This window comes from Vibrio sp. Vb1729 (genome assembly GCF_033338655.1).
Lineage (GTDB): Bacteria > Pseudomonadota > Gammaproteobacteria > Enterobacterales > Vibrionaceae > Vibrio > Vibrio alginolyticus.
The window spans coordinates 163090-178415 of record NZ_JAWOTB010000047.1; the positions used below are offsets into that span (position 1 = coordinate 163090).

The following is a 15326-nucleotide window of genomic DNA, read 5'->3' on the forward strand; positions in this document are numbered from 1 at the left end:
TCCTTAGCGCTTCTTAGCTTTCTTATCCGCAGCGTGACCGCGGTAAGTGCGTGTTGGTGCGAATTCACCCAGTTTGTGACCGATCATTTCATCAGTTACAAATACTGGTACGTGCTGACGACCATTATGGACAGCGATGGTCAAACCGATCATCGTAGGGATGATCATTGAACGACGGGACCAAGTCTTAATAGGCTTTTTGTCTCCGCTTTCCACCGCTTTCTCTACCTTCTTCAGCAAGTGTAGGTCAATAAAAGGACCTTTCTTGAGAGAACGTGGCATGGCGATTCCTCTTTATATAGATTACTTGTTACGACGACGTACGATGTACTTGTCAGTGCGTTTGTTCTTACGAGTCTTGAAGCCTTTAGTAGGCATACCCCAAGGAGATACTGGGTGACGACCACCAGAAGTACGGCCTTCACCACCACCATGTGGGTGGTCAATCGGGTTCATTACAACACCACGAACCGTTGGACGGATACCGCGATGACGTGATGCACCTGCTTTACCAAGTTCACGTAGCATGTGCTCAGAGTTACCAACTTCACCGATTGTTGCACGGCCTTCAGAAAGAACTTTGCGCATCTCGCCAGAACGTAGACGGATAGTTACGTACGCACCGTCGCGAGCAACGATTTGAGCGTAAGCACCAGCCGAACGAGCTAGCTGACCACCTTTACCAGGCTTAAGTTCAACGTTATGTACTGTTGAACCTACTGGGATATTACGCATTGGTAGAGTGTTACCAGCTTTGATTGGTGCATCAACACCAGACTGAATAACATCACCAGCTACAACACCTTTAGGTGCTAGGATGTAGCGACGCTCACCGTCTTTGTAAAGAACTAGAGCAATGTTTGCGCTACGGTTTGGATCGTATTCAAGACGCTCAACTGTCGCTGGAATACCATCTTTAGTACGTTTGAAGTCAACTACACGGTAGTGATGCTTGTGACCACCGCCGATGTGACGTACTGTGATACGACCCTTGTTGTTACGACCACCGTTCTTAGAGTTTTTCTCTAGAAGAGGTGCGTATGGCTTGCCCTTGTGTAGGTCAGCGTTAACAACTTTAACAACGTGACGACGACCAGGGGAAGTCGGCTTACATTTAACAATAGCCATTTTTAACTACTCCTGTTATTCCGCGCCGCCAACGAAGTCAAGATCTTGACCTTCTTTCAAAGTAACGTACGCTTTCTTAACGTCGCTGCGGCGACCTTGGCGTAGACCTTGACGTTTGGTCTTACCCTTAGTGATAAGAGTATTTACAGACTTAACTTCAACTTCAAATAGCTTTTCTACAGCTGCTTTGATCTCTTTTTTAGTCGCATCTTTAGCTACTTTGAAAACGATAGTGTTCGCTTTCTCAGCTGCCATAGTTGCTTTTTCAGAGATGTGCGGTGCACGTAGAACTTTTAGGATACGCTCTTCAGTGATCATGCTAGCATTTCCTCTACTTGCTTAACTGCTTCTGCAGTCATTACAACTTTGTCAAACGCGATTAGAGATACTGGATCGATACCAGCAACATCACGTGCGTCAACTTTGTATAGGTTACGAGCAGCTAGGAATAGATTCTCATCTACTTCGCTAGTCACGATTAGAGCGTCAGTTAGCTCAAGCTCTTTAAGCTTAGCAACTAGCTCTTTAGTCTTTGGTGCTTCAACTGAGAAGTTATCAACAACGATTAGACGCTCTTGACGAACAAGCTCAGAAAGAATGCTCTTCATAGCACCACGGTACATTTTTTTGTTTACTTTTTGGCTGTGATCTTGTGGTTTCGCAGCAAAAGTAACACCACCTGTACGCCAGATTGGGCTACGGATTGTACCAGCACGCGCACGGCCAGTACCTTTTTGACGCCATGGCTTAGCGCCACCGCCAGAAACTTCTGAACGTGTTTTTTGAGCACGAGTACCTTGACGAGCACCTGCTGCGTACGCAACAACTACTTGGTGTACAAGAGCTTCGTTAAACTCACGTCCGAAAGTAGTTTCGGAAACAGTTAGTGCATCGGCACCTTTAACCATTAGTTCCATTACTTACTCCTGAGACGTTATGCTTTAACAGCTGGTTTAACGATCACGTTGCCGCCAGTTGCGCCTGGGACTGCACCTTTAATAAGAAGCAGGTTGCGCTCAGCGTCAACACGTACGATCTCTAGGTTTTGAGTCGTTACACGCTCAGCACCCATGTGACCTGCCATTTTCTTGCCTTTAAATACGCGACCTGGAGTCTGACATTGACCGATAGAACCAGGAGCACGGTGAGACAATGAGTTACCGTGAGTCATATCTTGAGTACGGAAGTTCCAACGCTTAACAGCGCCTTGGAAACCTTTACCCTTAGATGTACCAGTAACGTCTACTTTCTTAGTTTCGTTGAATAGTTCAACAGTTAGTTCTGAACCAACTTCGAACTCTTCGCCGTTTTCTAAACGGAATTCCCAAAGACCGCGACCAGCTTCAACGCCAGCTTTAGCAAAGTGACCTGCTTCAGCTTTGTTTACACGGTTAGCTTTCTTAGAACCAGCTGTAACCTGGATTGCTGCGTAGCCGTCAGTTTCAAGAGTTTTCACTTGAGAAACACGGTTAGCTTCAACCTCAACAACTGTTACTGGGATAGAAACGCCTTCTTCAGTAAATACGCGGGTCATGCCCACTTTACGACCGATTAGACCAATCATACTTCTAATCTCCCTTAACCTAGGCTAATTTGAACGTCAACGCCCGCAGCAAGGTCTAGACGCATTAGAGCATCAACAGTCTTGTCTGTTGGCTCAACGATGTCGATTAGACGCTTGTGAGTACGGATTTCGTACTGGTCACGTGCTTTCTTGTTAACGTGTGGAGAGATAAGAACTGTGAAACGCTCTTTACGAGTTGGCAGTGGGATTGGACCACGAACCTGTGCGCCAGTGCGCTTAGCTGTTTCAACGATTTCCGCTGTAGAAGCATCGATTAGTTTGTAATCGAAAGCTTTTAGGCGGATACGGATACGTTGGTTCTGCATGAGACAGAGCTCCAAATTTAATAAATTACACAAACAATATCGCCACTCAAACTCGTCAAGACGAGAGAATGCCGATTGATTTATGTGAAACCGTAGCATCCAAGATTAGGACGCATTGTCAGTTAATTTTCGATTAACTATCCCTATATGCCAAAGTCACCTTTGAGGATAGTTTTTCCGAAGAAAAGATAGCTAATTGTATTAACCGCGAACATAAGCTGAGTATACATTACCTCACAAATCCTTAGATTTGCTCGCTCCTCACTGCTCATTGGTTCACAACTGGCTTAACCAGTGCGCTGCATTATACAGATCACACTTTAGGTTGCAAGCACTGAGTGAAAAATAATCGAGACTATTCCAAACCCTATACATGCCTCTTCGCTTGGTAGCCATTAAACAAAAAGGACGCCGAAGCGTCCTTTTCTAAACTGTAATCGTAATAGCGGCTGCTATTATTTCTTACCGCTTGATAGTGCACCGAAACGCTTGTTGAAGCGATCAACACGGCCGCCTGTATCAACGATACGTTGCTTACCAGTGTAGAATGGGTGACACTTGTCACATACGTCTAGGTGGATAGACTCTTTACCTAGAGTAGAGTTGAACTCAAAAGAGTTGCCGCAAGAACAAGTCGCTTTTACTGCTTTGTATTCTGGGTGGATACCAGCTTTCATGGGATAACCTCAATAGTAGGCCGTGTCGCTATACGAATCTAAGCCGCACACCACACGCAATTAATAATAAAATGGGATACCGCATCAACTAATTGCCGAAGCCATATCTCAAGGCGCGATATAGTAAAGAATCACATTGCTCGGATCAACACATTTGGCAACTTTTTCGCCACTTTTTTAGCCAGACTAATCATGGAGGCACGATTCACGCTGAATCATATTGCTTTACTCGAATTTCCATACCGATTTTAATAGACTCTCATTTCCTTTCCCTCTTTTTAATAGCTAAAAATTTATGCGCCCAACCATTGCTAGAGTGGCATTACCCGTTCCGCTCGACAAACAATTTGATTACGCCATTCCGGGGCACCTGTTTCCGATCATTGGCGGGCGCGTATCCGTACCTTTTGGACGTCAAACGTTAGTTGGCATCGTCACCGCAATGGTAAACCACTCCGACTTTCCTAAAGATCAGCTTAAGCCAATCAAAGCGGTATTAGACTCCCAACCGATATGGCCAGAGACGCTTTATTCTCTGCTAAATTGGTGCAGCCAGTTCTACCAATACCCACTTGGAGATACGCTACACAATGCGATGCCAGCAGCTCTACGTAAAGGAAAGCCTGCAGATTTTGCGACGCTACAAGAGTGGCAAATTACCGAATCCGGTAAAGACAAGCTGATGCAAGGGCTTGATCGTCGAGCGGTCAAACAACAGAAGGTCTTGCAAATGTTGGTTAACTGCGCTTTGCCTCACCAGGAATTTGTCGACCAAGAGATAGCCTCAACAGTACTAAAGTCTTTAGAAGAGAAAGGCTGGATTGAACGTATCGAGAAGAAGCCTGCAATCACCCAGTGGGGACAGCACGTTGAATGCGACGTCGAGAAGCCAAAGCTCAACCACGAACAAGCGCTGGCTATTGCGAGTGTAAATAGCCAAACAGGTTTTGCTTGCTATTTATTAGAGGGAGTAACTGGCTCTGGTAAAACAGAAGTTTACTTAAACCTTATCAAGCCAGTTTTAGAGCAAGGGAAACAAGCATTAGTTTTAGTACCTGAGATCGGTCTAACGCCCCAAACCATCAACCGCTTTAAGCATCGATTTAATGTCCCGGTAGACGTGATTCATTCAGGTTTGAATGAAACCGAGCGACTTAACGCTTGGCTTTCTGCCAGGGATAAAGCAGCGGGAATCATCATTGGCACTCGTTCAGCCCTGCTCACACCTTTTGCTGATTTGGGGATTATTATCGTGGATGAAGAGCATGACGCTTCTTATAAGCAACAAGACAGCTTGCGTTACCACGCTCGTGATGTTGCTGTCATGCGCGCCCATAAAGAGCAAGTACCGATTATCCTGGGCTCAGCCACACCTGCACTGGAGACATTGCACAATGCCCTGTCAGGCAAGTATCACCATTTAACACTAACCCGACGAGCTGGCTCTGCCGTACCAACCACCAATAAAGTGTTAGATGTAAAAGGTCAGTATTTAGAAAGTGGCTTATCTGCCCAACTGATTGCCGAGATGCGCAAGCATTTAAAAGCAGGCAATCAAGTGATGTTGTTTCTTAACCGTCGAGGCTTTTCGCCCGCTTTGATGTGCCATGAATGCGGTTGGATTGCAGAATGTAAACGCTGTGATGCGTACTATACGTTCCACCATTACAGCAACGAAATACGCTGCCATCACTGCGGATCACAACAACCGGTGATTCATCAATGTCAGGGGTGTGGTTCAACTCAATTGGTTACCGTCGGCGTAGGAACGGAACAACTCGAACAACAATTGGCTCAGTTATTTCCAGAATACAACGCTATTCGCATCGACAGAGACAGCACACGTCGCAAAGGTAGTTTGGAAGATGCCCTTGAATCAATTCGTAAAGGTGAACATCAAATTCTGATTGGCACCCAAATGCTGGCTAAGGGGCACCATTTTCCAAATGTAACGCTCGTTGCTCTTTTGGATGTTGATGGCTCTCTCTATAGTAGCGACTTCCGCGCTTCCGAGAGACTAGCGCAGTTGTTTATTCAGGTCGCAGGTCGTGCCGGCCGCGCAAGTAAACCTGGCGAGGTTATCCTGCAAACCCACCATCCTGAGCACAGCTTGCTGCAGGCCCTGCTTCAAAAAGACTATCGCCACTTTGCTATGACTGCTCTGGAAGAACGCAAACTGGCTCAGCTTCCGCCTTATAGTTTCTTGACTCTTTTCAAAGCAGAGGCAAACCAAAGTGAGGTAGTTGAAGACTTCCTGCGTCAGGTTCGTTTTACGTTAGAGTCACACCCTCTGTTCGATGATTCTTGTATGGTATTAGGCCCAACTCCTTCACCTTTGGCTAAGCGGGCTGGTAAATACCGCTGGCAACTATTACTACAAACTCAACATCGTTCATTGATGCAAAAGTTATTAACCAGTGCCAAACCTGCTATTGAGTTGTTGCCAAATGCTAAGAAAGTACGCTGGAATTTAGACATAGAACCACAAGATCTCAGCTAGCAAACGTTTAACTATGTAATGAATTACCATTTAATGTGACCAAAATCACACCGAGATTGCAATTTTTGTTAAACAGACCGTAACTTTCACTTTAGAAATGAATAGACTATCCAAATTAGAAAAGTCTAAAGTGACTTGTTTGCACAGGCTTAAATTAAAACAATGACTATTCCCATAAATTGATATCGCGGTGAAGAATCCATTTTCCCACTCGTTAACACGAACTGAGCGAAGAGCAAACACAGCTCTAACTCGGTTGATTACTCTGATTTCAAACCGGAATAACGTCACCTTGGCAAAAAATAAATGAGAGGTTAAAAACTATGGCGACAATGAAGGATGTTGCCCAGCTTGCGGGAGTGTCTACGGCTACGGTATCTCGAGCCTTAATGAATCCAGAGAAGGTCTCTTCTTCTACAAGAAAGAGAGTAGAAGAAGCCGTACTTGAAGCGGGTTATTCTCCAAACTCATTAGCGCGTAACTTACGTAGAAACGAATCAAAAACCATTGTTACTATCGTTCCCGACATCTGTGATCCTTATTTTTCTGAAATTATTCGCGGTATTGAAGATGCAGCCATGGAACATGGCTATCTAGTCCTTCTGGGCGATAGCGGACAACAGAAGAAACGCGAAAGCTCTTTCGTTAATCTCGTATTTACTAAGCAGGCAGATGGAATGCTACTGCTTGGTACAGATCTACCATTCGATGTCAGTAAGCCAGAACAAAAGAACTTACCTCCGATGGTAATGGCGTGTGAATTTGCGCCTGAACTCGAGCTTCCGACAGTACATATTGACAACCTGACCTCAGCATTTGAAGCGGTGAATTACCTGACCCAATTAGGTCATAAAAGCATTGCTCAAATCTCTGGACCAGATACAGCAATATTGTGTCAGTTCCGCCAACAAGGCTACCAACAAGCCCTGCGCCGTGCCGGCATCAATAAAGATCCACAATATAGTGTCATTACTGAATTCTCTTTTGATGGCGGAGCAAAAGCCGTTCGTAAACTGCTCGAATTGCCAGAGCCACCAACGGCTATTTTCTGTCACTGTGACACAATGGCCATCGGCGCAATTCAGGAAGCGAAAAAGCTTGGCTTACGAGTCCCGCAAGATCTCTCTGTTGTGGGCTTTGATGACATTAACTTCGCTCAGTACTGCGATCCACCGTTGACCACTATCTCTCAGCCTCGCTATGAGATTGGTCGACAAGCAATGCTAATGATGCTCGAGATGTTAAAAGGCCACGACGTGCATTCAGGCTCGCGTCTGCTTGAAACTAATCTCGTCATTCGCGGAAGTGCAGCGCCACCACAGCGCCCTTAACCTAAAGATTAGTATTCATCCCTAAAGCGGTGCTAAGGCGCCGCTTTTTATTTACCCTCCTGCTTTTTGTGTATCCCTGAATAAATATAAGCGAGAACTGAAACACACCCCTATACTCGGGCGTTGTCGCGCTTTAGCTATCAAGATTCTATCAATAGGGTGTTTTCTCAACTCGTTCTGGATTAACATATTTGCAAGAATCCTTGATGACCAGAAATAACCGTGGCAAATAGAGATTATGTAAGACGGGGGCGAGGCGCCCCAAAAAAGTCGACAAAAAAACAGCCGCCGATAAGAAAAAAGCCTTGGCGTAGTGGTCTGCTCGCTATCTTGCTAGTGGGTAGTTTTGGCTATGGTCTTTACCTTTTGAGTAGCGATCCAGAGCCTAAACAGCCTGTAGTGAAACAGCCAACAACCACTGTCAGTAAACCAAAACCGAAAAAAGATTTGCCGCCACCACCAGAAGAAAAATGGGAATATGTTGAGTCACTACCGAAACGTGAAGTTGAAGTTGTGGCCAAAGAAATTGAAGTTTCTAAAATTCCTTACATCATGCAGTGTGGCGCGTACAAAACCCAGGCACAAGCAGAAGAGCGCAAGCTTGCAATCGCATTCCAAGGGATGTCGAGCAAGATTCGTAAGAAAGAAGGCAGTTCATGGTATCGCGTGGTACTAGGTCCGTATAAGTTCAAACGTGATGCAGAACGTGACCGTCATAAACTGCAACGCGCGAAAATCGAGCCGTGCGCGATTTGGAAAGAAAATCTTTAAACTCAGGCCCTAGGAGCTAAGATCCTAGGGCCTTTCTTTTTGCCCCCTTGAATCCCCATTTCTCCTCCCCCATATACTGAATTAAATCCAAAGAGAAATAATCAAGAGGTCGACTGTGACTACCATTGTATCTGTACGTCGAAATAATAAAGTCGTCATCGCGGGTGATGGCCAAGTATCTCTAGGCAATACCGTAATGAAAGGTAATGCGCGCAAAGTTCGCCGCCTATACAACAACCAAGTACTAGCGGGCTTTGCCGGCGGTACTGCGGATGCCTTCACCCTTTTTGAGCGCTTCGAAAGCAAACTGCAAATGCACCAAGGTCACCTAACCAAAGCAGCAGTTGAGCTAGCCAAAGACTGGCGTAGCGATCGTGCTCTGCGCAAGCTCGAAGCCTTACTTGCCGTTGCCGACGAAACCGCATCGTTAATCATTACCGGTAATGGTGATGTCGTACAGCCAGAACACGACCTGATTGCGATTGGCTCTGGTGGTGCTTACGCACAAGCAGCAGCAACCGCCCTACTAGAAAACACAGATCTAGATGCTCGTGAGATCGCGGAAAAAGCTCTCAATATCGCGGGTGATATTTGTGTCTTCACTAACCATCACCACACGGTAGAAGAGCTAGACTCAACAGTAGAGCCTGAAAAACCAACCGCGTAATCGTAACGAAGTAAGGAAAGAATATGTCTGAAATGACGCCTCGCGAAATCGTTCATGAATTGAACCGCCACATTATCGGTCAAGAAAAAGCCAAACGTTCGGTTGCGATTGCACTTCGTAACCGCTGGCGCCGCATGCAGCTTGAAGAAAACTTGCGTGCCGAAGTGACGCCCAAAAACATCTTGATGATTGGTCCTACTGGTGTTGGTAAGACCGAAATCGCACGACGCCTCGCAAAACTGGCAAATGCCCCTTTCATCAAAGTTGAAGCGACAAAATTCACCGAAGTGGGTTACGTTGGTAAAGAAGTTGAAACCATCATCCGTGATCTAACAGATGTCGCGGTAAAAATGACGCATCAACAAGCGATGGAAAAAGTGAAGTTCCGCGCAGAAGAGCAAGCGGAAGAGCGTATTCTTGATGCGCTACTGCCACCGGCACGTGATAGCTGGGGTCAAGCAGAGCAAACGGAAGAGTCTTCTAACACTCGCCAGATCTTCCGTAAGAAACTGCGTGAGGGCCAACTAGACGATAAAGAAATTGAACTCGACGTAGCCGCACCACAAATGGGCGTAGAGATCATGGCGCCTCCTGGTATGGAAGAGATGACTAACCAGCTGCAAGGCATGTTCCAAAACCTCGCTGGCGACACTAAGAAAAAACGTAAGCTGAAAATCAAAGACGCAATGAAAGCGTTAGCGGAAGAAGAAGCGGCGAAACTGGTAAACCAAGAAGAGCTAAAAGAAGCAGCGATTTTCAACGTTGAAAACAACGGCATCGTATTTATCGATGAGATCGACAAGATCTGTAAACGCGGTGAGAGCTCAGGCCCAGACGTTTCACGCGAAGGTGTTCAGCGCGACCTACTTCCATTAATTGAAGGCAGCACAGTATCAACCAAGCACGGCATGGTAAAAACAGACCACATTCTGTTCGTTGCATCTGGTGCATTCCAAGTGGCAAAACCGTCTGACTTGATCCCAGAGTTGCAAGGTCGTCTACCAATTCGTGTTGAGCTAGAAGCACTAAGCAGCAACGACTTCAAACGTATTCTAACAGAGCCGAAAGCCTCTCTAACAGAGCAGTACGTTGCGTTGATGAAAACGGAAGATGTGGACATCGAGTTCACAGAAGACGGCATCACGCAAATCGCGGAAGCGGCATGGACGGTCAACGAAAGCACAGAAAACATCGGTGCTCGTCGCTTACACACGGTAATGGAACGCTTGATGGATGAAATCTCTTACGACGCAGCGGAGCAATCTGGCGCTAAATTCGTTATTGATTCCGCTTACGTGAAAGCGCGCCTAGGCGATACGATTGAAGATGAAGATCTAAGCCGATTTATCCTATAAATAGTAAGATTCAATTAGCCTAGTGAATTACATTGTGTAAATGTGCACACTTGGAAACTTTCATTTGGTTAATGTAAGTTCATTTAAGCCATTACCGTCACGCCACTTTTAATAGGGATGACACTGTGTAATGGCTTTCTTTATCTACCTAAGATTTTGTAGCTTATAGTTCGTCACAATGCTCGTTAGGTTTGACAGTAAGGTCTTGCAAAGATGTGGATTGCACTGTTTGGTCAAGCAATGCTGCTGATGTTCCAACTAAAACAGACACAACAACACCACTAGATGTAATAGTTCCTTTCGGACCAAATACTGGCGCAGCAGCGATCACACCTGCAACACTCGCTGTTCCAGTAATAGCCCTACCAAGCGTTTGATACAAAGACATAAAAACTCCATTATTAATAAGTAGAAAAAGGGTTGCCTTCGGCAACCCTTTTTATGGAAAAACAAACTTTGCAACGTCTCGTTATCTAACAAGAGCACCGTATGCATCAAATGATATATATTTATAAATTTCCAACATCCGTACTCTTATTAGGTGAACTTAATTCTATCGTTCACTTCACAACTTTTATCTCTCCATTATTGAACCGTCTCCTAAGTCAAAGTAGGTAACAGCAATTTCAACATAGCCAGAACTAAATAGTCTAAGCTCAAAATTAAATGTTCTCTGAAAACTTACTTAGTTGTTAAACATTTAGAATTCTTTCCAACTTCCCTTGGAATCAATTATTTTCAGATATATGTCCTCTTAGTGAAGTTCCTATCGTTTCACTCTTGGAGGACCTATGCCGACCGATAACCTTCACTACCATAAACAAAAGAAACACCAAGAAAATGAAATCCTAGAGCATGCTGCTGAAATCCTAGCTAACCGCTACGTTCGAGGTAATGCCCTTTGTAACCCTGAAGCAACCAAAGAGTATGTTCGATTCAAACTAGCCAGCGCGGAGCACGAGGTTTTCGCTCTGCTACTACTTGATAACCAGCACCGTGTCATCGAGTTTAAATCACTCTTTAAAGGCACCATTGACTCCGCCAGCGTTTATCCGCGCGAGGTCGTCAAAAGCGTCTTGGAAGTGAATGCAGCGGCAGTCATTCTGGCGCATAACCACCCTTCTGGTGACCCTTCCCCATCTCAAGCGGATAGGCGTATCACACGCAAGCTTATCGACGCTTTAGCGTTAGTGGATGTAAGGGTGCTTGACCATATCGTTGTGGGAGAAAGTAGTGTCTCGTTTGCAGAAAAGGGGTGGATATGATCAACACTATTTATGGTGGTGTTTCTTTAGCGCCACAATTGCGTCAGCAGTTGGAGAAGCTATTGAAGGGGTACTCTTTACCTGACAATGCCAAACAGTTGCTCTTGACTTGCCGCCAATTAAGCTACTACCGCCATGGCCGAGGCATTCACCCTGTTGAAGTGCAGTTCCAACGCACTGCAAATTCAGAGCCCTGGCAGATTGTCTTCTTTATCAGCTTTTCTTACCCATTTGAGAGCGCGCTCAACGTTCAGCCTGAACTGTACTTTCATCTTGCCAAGGGATGGTGTTATCAGCCCGATACAGGGGCGGTAAACCTTGAACATCCAGAAGTAATCGACCTTCTTCAGGTATGGATGAAAACGTTCGCTCGACATCTTTCAAGCATGGATTTTGACGATATCGATTTATCCATCGTTGGAAAGTAAGCCTCTGTCCCCCTTAATCACGACACTTCATGACGCAGGCGTGACAAATTGCGTCGTATCATTTCCGCTTAAAGTATTGATACGACAAGCTTTGTCGCGCCTTTTTGATATTGTCATACCCAACAGAACGAACCTTGTTGAACTGACCATGACGCAACCTAACCAAACTCAGTATCACCTTGAGCTTATCTTGGCGATTTACAACCTTATTCCTTACAATAAGAAAGTCACCGCCAGGCAAATTCAAGCTCAACTGTCCCCGCTTGGTTTAGAGCGCTCCTTGCGTACTATCCAACGTAATCTGTCCGCTATCTGTGCCATGTTTCCCAATGTAATGGTGGATGATAGAGACAAACCCTTTGGTTACCAAAAAACCGAAACTCTGAAGATGAGCACGACGGCTCACGAAGCGGTATTGATCTATTGGCTCATCGAGTCAACCAAGCATCATCTGCCTAGCAGCCTTGCTCCACTCTTAGATGACCTCCTTTCGAACATAACTCCTGAAGACATCAATAACATTCAAAATCATTGGTCATCCAAAGTTCCTATCACAGCCCCAACCCCATTGAGTAAACACGCTCAAGTCGATATCCAAATTTTTCAGATTGTATGTCTAGCGACACTTCAACAACGTCTTATCTCATTAAAGATAAACAAAGGAGACGGCACTCTACGCCTAACTAACGTTCAACCAATAAGTCTCGTACTCCATCACGGCAGCCCTTATCTCGTTTGGCGTACACACACGCATACCAAGTTGAACACCTTACCTCTTTGCAACATCCAGGAGGCCACGATGTCGAGCTTTCGCTTTGAGCTTCAAACAGATGCGACTCTGCTCTCGTCTGAAGTTAAAGAGCTGTTTGATATCGCTGACTCTCATCTTGAATTAAACAAAATAGTACCCTCTAAAACTTATTATGGAGAAATAGAATGAACCTATCTAAACCCCTACTTACCATCGCTCTCTTTACTATTCCTTTCGCCTTAATCGGATGTGGCGGCTCTTCTGGCGGGCGTGACAATAACGACTCAGGGCAATCATATCAATTTGGTGGTGCAGTACAGAAAGGTCCTCTACAGCCTGGTTCAGTCGTCACCACATATGAACTTAACCAAGACTTAGAAAAGACCGACATCTCTTACACCACTCAAATAGAGGACTATGAAGGTAATTACAACATGAATGAGCGATTCAATACGCCTTATGTCGAGCTCGTTGCACAGGGGAATTACTTTAATGAGCTGACAGGAAAAAGTGATGAGCAGATGCGCATGAGCGCTTTTGTCGATATGAACGCAACGACACAAGTGAACTTCAATGTTGCTACAGCGGCCATGAAAGCAAGTATCATGGCAAAGGTACAAGCCGGACAGACCTTTGAGGAGGCGGTGCATGAGGCGACCGCTGAGCTGCTAAGCCTTTACAGTTATGATCCTGAGCAATGGGCAGGTGGCATTAACTTCTATAACGTCAACCTTTCTAACGCTGGCGATACCAGCACTGTGCTACTCGTGATCTCTGCAAGTACTTTAACTATGGCAACCGAAAACGGACTCACGTTAGAGCAACAAATCGAGAAAATTGGTCAGGTATTGTTAGAACCTAACTCCGTTCAGTTTGAAGAAATGAAACAAGCTCTGACCAAGTACAGCCTAGCACTGTACAAAACAGCAGCTTACGAGAACACTCAGAAGTACTACGCAGACAACGGTCTAGACTTTGATATTCCACACGTAGATTACTTTATCGATGTTGATGGTGACGGCGTGTTACCTAACAAAGACTTACCTGTGTTTGCTTACACTGGCGGTGTTAATATCGGCTCTGATGAAATCGGAGGACTACGTCCAGCTGGTGCATGGGCTATCGACTACCAAGGTCGTCCTATGACATTCGAAGTTATTGGTGAATTCCAGCACGGTGAAATCGCATCAATTGAATACACTGATACTGGCGTTAGTATTTGGTATCGTCTAACGGATGTAGACTTTGAAGGTCAGTCATTCGAAGACTGCGTTACGGTTAATACAGTAAAGCCTGCACCTGCTAACTTTCCATGGAAGGCATGTGTAAATCTAACCAAATAGTAATCTTCAGCAGATCGAAAAAATAGGAGGCCTAGCTTCCTATTTTTTTGTCAGACTCCCAATGTCATTATGGAGCACAACGAAGCGTACTCAGAAATAATACATGAATAACTAAGTACGTGAGACGGCATTTACACTGACACAGACGTAGGGTCCTGAGGACGGATATCATTAACACTACTGATGTTATCGAGGCCAATCTACCAACAGTGCATGACCGTACCACCGAATGCTGCGTGCTTATTTAGCATACCCCGAATGGCAGGTTGAACCTAAGAGACCATGTGCTTTTCCAGTTATCTCTACACTTATAATCAATTTATAGAGCAATCACGTTTCGAAATACTAAACAGATGAGCAGATTAATATTAGCTATCATCCCTGACTAGTTCCAAAGCAACGTTTTCCTTCACCATAATGCTTCGTTCTATTTTTGGCAAAGTAGCTGAGTCTTGTAAAGAGGGCCTGGTATTTGTTCTCGAAGTCGTATTTATTTTGTTCTAAATAATGCGTACCTTTATAAACAAGTTGAACCAACCTATCTGCATTATCAACACACTCTCCTAGTGCGCTATTCCATGCATCCATAATGAGTCTTGCTAAACTTTCTTCATTATCTCTATAACCGCTACTCCAATATCTATCTTTATTAAAAAACAGGACAAGGTGATAGTGGTCATTTGTAGATTTATTCCTTTCCCTACACCAAACATACCGTAGGTGACATGGATATACCCTTTTACCACTCGCTTTCATTCTTTTTTCTTGCGCTTTTATTTTTGCCTTCAAGGATTCAAAGAATCGTTTAATGATATTTTTTTGATTAAATGTATTGTTCAAAATCTCATCTCTGAAAAGTATGTCTTTTTCACTGTCAGAAACAGGAAGTCTCAGATCCAGTCTTAACGCATGAACTCTCTTATAGTCTTTTAATACTTTAGACATGGTTAATATAATACGATCTAGATAGTGTGTATTGAGTTGATCGACCGGATAAAGAACCTCTAAACCTTTGTAAGTATAAGTCATCATTCATTCTCTTTGGTATTCATCCAAAGATATGAATTACTGTGTTATTTAATACATGGTATTTAAGGAGAGCATACCAATTCTACTGAGGTAGAGTGTATAGGATATAAGTACTTAGTTAAGTGAGTATGTACGGTTAACTATATATTTAATTATGTATGTATTTATGTATATTAACCATACCAACATAT

18 protein-coding genes are annotated in these 15326 nt (G+C 44.5%); 9 read left to right on the forward strand and 9 right to left on the reverse strand.

Annotated features, from left to right (window positions below; genetic code table 11):
• Positions 1–3: 3 nt before the first annotated feature.
• The 7 genes from rpsS to rpmE form a co-directional block, all read right to left on the reverse strand.
• Entirely contained in the window at positions 4–282 is a 279-nt protein-coding gene (gene rpsS / locus R7E29_RS18875; RefSeq protein WP_004394525.1) for a 30S ribosomal protein S19, read from the reverse strand.
• 21 nt (positions 283–303) lie between these two features.
• The gene (gene rplB / locus R7E29_RS18880) at positions 304–1128 is read right to left on the reverse strand and encodes a 50S ribosomal protein L2 (RefSeq protein ID WP_005383168.1); all 825 of its coding nucleotides are present in this window, start codon (positions 1126–1128) and stop codon (positions 304–306) included.
• A gap of 15 nt (positions 1129–1143) precedes the next feature.
• Entirely contained in the window at positions 1144–1446 is a 303-nt protein-coding gene (gene rplW / locus R7E29_RS18885) for a 50S ribosomal protein L23 (protein ID WP_004398471.1), read from the reverse strand.
• Positions 1443–2045, reverse strand: coding sequence for a 50S ribosomal protein L4 (rplD, locus tag R7E29_RS18890; protein ID WP_005379556.1), 603 nt, complete (start codon positions 2043–2045; stop codon positions 1443–1445). The genes rplW and rplD overlap by 4 nt, the downstream gene beginning before the upstream one ends.
• Positions 2046–2062: 17 nt before the next feature.
• Positions 2063–2692, reverse strand: coding sequence for a 50S ribosomal protein L3 (gene rplC, locus R7E29_RS18895; RefSeq protein WP_005379555.1), 630 nt, complete (start codon positions 2690–2692; stop codon positions 2063–2065).
• Between the two features lie 14 nt (positions 2693–2706).
• On the reverse strand, positions 2707–3018 hold the full coding sequence (rpsJ, locus tag R7E29_RS18900) for a 30S ribosomal protein S10 (RefSeq protein ID WP_004410492.1): 312 nt from the start codon (positions 3016–3018) through the stop codon (positions 2707–2709).
• Between the two features lie 455 nt (positions 3019–3473).
• Positions 3474–3695: a 50S ribosomal protein L31 gene (gene rpmE / locus R7E29_RS18905; protein ID WP_005379546.1), complete on the reverse strand. Its 222-nt coding sequence runs from the start codon at positions 3693–3695 to the stop codon at positions 3474–3476.
• Between the two features lie 295 nt (positions 3696–3990).
• On the opposite strand from rpmE, the gene priA reads away from it, so the two are divergent.
• The 5 genes from priA (at position 3991) to hslU (ending at position 10319) form a co-directional block, all read left to right on the forward strand.
• Entirely contained in the window at positions 3991–6195 is a 2205-nt protein-coding gene (gene priA / locus R7E29_RS18910) for a primosomal protein N' (RefSeq protein ID WP_205390687.1), read from the forward strand.
• Positions 6196–6497: 302 nt separating this feature from the next.
• Complete coding sequence (gene cytR / locus R7E29_RS18915) at positions 6498–7526, forward strand: DNA-binding transcriptional regulator CytR (protein ID WP_257978021.1); 1029 nt, start codon at positions 6498–6500, stop codon at positions 7524–7526.
• A 222-nt stretch (positions 7527–7748) separates the two neighbouring features.
• Complete coding sequence (gene ftsN, locus R7E29_RS18920; RefSeq protein ID WP_025998522.1) at positions 7749–8297, forward strand: cell division protein FtsN; 549 nt, start codon at positions 7749–7751, stop codon at positions 8295–8297.
• Between the two features lie 115 nt (positions 8298–8412).
• Positions 8413–8964 carry an ATP-dependent protease subunit HslV gene (hslV, locus tag R7E29_RS18925; RefSeq protein WP_005383176.1) on the forward strand — a complete coding sequence of 184 codons (552 nt, stop codon included), beginning with the start codon at positions 8413–8415 and terminating at the stop codon, positions 8962–8964.
• A 23-nt stretch (positions 8965–8987) separates the two neighbouring features.
• The gene (gene hslU / locus R7E29_RS18930) at positions 8988–10319 is read left to right on the forward strand and encodes an HslU--HslV peptidase ATPase subunit (protein ID WP_017633435.1); all 1332 of its coding nucleotides are present in this window, start codon (positions 8988–8990) and stop codon (positions 10317–10319) included.
• A 163-nt stretch (positions 10320–10482) separates the two neighbouring features.
• Here hslU and R7E29_RS18935 read toward each other — a convergent pair whose 3' ends face one another.
• Entirely contained in the window at positions 10483–10707 is a 225-nt protein-coding gene (locus R7E29_RS18935) for a hypothetical protein (RefSeq protein WP_140374189.1), read from the reverse strand.
• Between the two features lie 403 nt (positions 10708–11110).
• Here R7E29_RS18935 and radC point away from each other — a divergent pair, with 403 nt between their 5' ends.
• From radC to R7E29_RS18955, 4 genes are all read left to right on the forward strand, one after another.
• Complete coding sequence (gene radC / locus R7E29_RS18940) at positions 11111–11584, forward strand: RadC family protein (protein ID WP_064353570.1); 474 nt, start codon at positions 11111–11113, stop codon at positions 11582–11584.
• A complete protein-coding gene (locus tag R7E29_RS18945) occupies positions 11581–12012 on the forward strand; it encodes a DUF2787 family protein (RefSeq protein WP_140362774.1) in 432 nt (143 codons plus the stop codon). Before radC ends, R7E29_RS18945 begins: the two co-directional genes overlap by 4 nt.
• A gap of 148 nt (positions 12013–12160) precedes the next feature.
• Positions 12161–12952: a helix-turn-helix transcriptional regulator gene (locus R7E29_RS18950; RefSeq protein WP_152913541.1), complete on the forward strand. Its 792-nt coding sequence runs from the start codon at positions 12161–12163 to the stop codon at positions 12950–12952.
• Complete coding sequence (locus R7E29_RS18955; RefSeq protein ID WP_318082851.1) at positions 12949–14106, forward strand: hypothetical protein; 1158 nt, start codon at positions 12949–12951, stop codon at positions 14104–14106. The genes R7E29_RS18950 and R7E29_RS18955 overlap by 4 nt, the downstream gene beginning before the upstream one ends.
• Before the next feature lie 375 nt (positions 14107–14481).
• Here R7E29_RS18955 and R7E29_RS18960 read toward each other — a convergent pair whose 3' ends face one another.
• Complete coding sequence (locus R7E29_RS18960) at positions 14482–15138, reverse strand: inovirus Gp2 family protein (protein ID WP_046874062.1); 657 nt, start codon at positions 15136–15138, stop codon at positions 14482–14484.
• Between the last annotated feature and the right edge of the window lie 188 nt (positions 15139–15326).

Coding starts and splice junctions, on each gene's coding strand:
- R7E29_RS18950 (WP_152913541.1), top strand. CDS start 12,161: ATGACGCAACCTAACCAAACTCAGTATCACCTTGAGCTTATCTTGGCG.
- rplC (WP_005379555.1), bottom strand. CDS start 2,692: ATGATTGGTCTAATCGGTCGTAAAGTGGGCATGACCCGCGTATTTACT.
- R7E29_RS18945 (WP_140362774.1), top strand. CDS start 11,581: ATGATCAACACTATTTATGGTGGTGTTTCTTTAGCGCCACAATTGCGT.
- R7E29_RS18935 (WP_140374189.1), bottom strand. CDS start 10,707: ATGTCTTTGTATCAAACGCTTGGTAGGGCTATTACTGGAACAGCGAGT.
- radC (WP_064353570.1), top strand. CDS start 11,111: ATGCCGACCGATAACCTTCACTACCATAAACAAAAGAAACACCAAGAA.
- rpsJ (WP_004410492.1), bottom strand. CDS start 3,018: ATGCAGAACCAACGTATCCGTATCCGCCTAAAAGCTTTCGATTACAAA.
- rplB (WP_005383168.1), bottom strand. CDS start 1,128: ATGGCTATTGTTAAATGTAAGCCGACTTCCCCTGGTCGTCGTCACGTT.
- R7E29_RS18955 (WP_318082851.1), top strand. CDS start 12,949: ATGAACCTATCTAAACCCCTACTTACCATCGCTCTCTTTACTATTCCT.
- rpmE (WP_005379546.1), bottom strand. CDS start 3,695: ATGAAAGCTGGTATCCACCCAGAATACAAAGCAGTAAAAGCGACTTGT.
- R7E29_RS18960 (WP_046874062.1), bottom strand. CDS start 15,138: ATGATGACTTATACTTACAAAGGTTTAGAGGTTCTTTATCCGGTCGAT.
- hslU (WP_017633435.1), top strand. CDS start 8,988: ATGTCTGAAATGACGCCTCGCGAAATCGTTCATGAATTGAACCGCCAC.
- rplW (WP_004398471.1), bottom strand. CDS start 1,446: ATGATCACTGAAGAGCGTATCCTAAAAGTTCTACGTGCACCGCACATC.
- rpsS (WP_004394525.1), bottom strand. CDS start 282: ATGCCACGTTCTCTCAAGAAAGGTCCTTTTATTGACCTACACTTGCTG.
- rplD (WP_005379556.1), bottom strand. CDS start 2,045: ATGGAACTAATGGTTAAAGGTGCCGATGCACTAACTGTTTCCGAAACT.
- priA (WP_205390687.1), top strand. CDS start 3,991: ATGCGCCCAACCATTGCTAGAGTGGCATTACCCGTTCCGCTCGACAAA.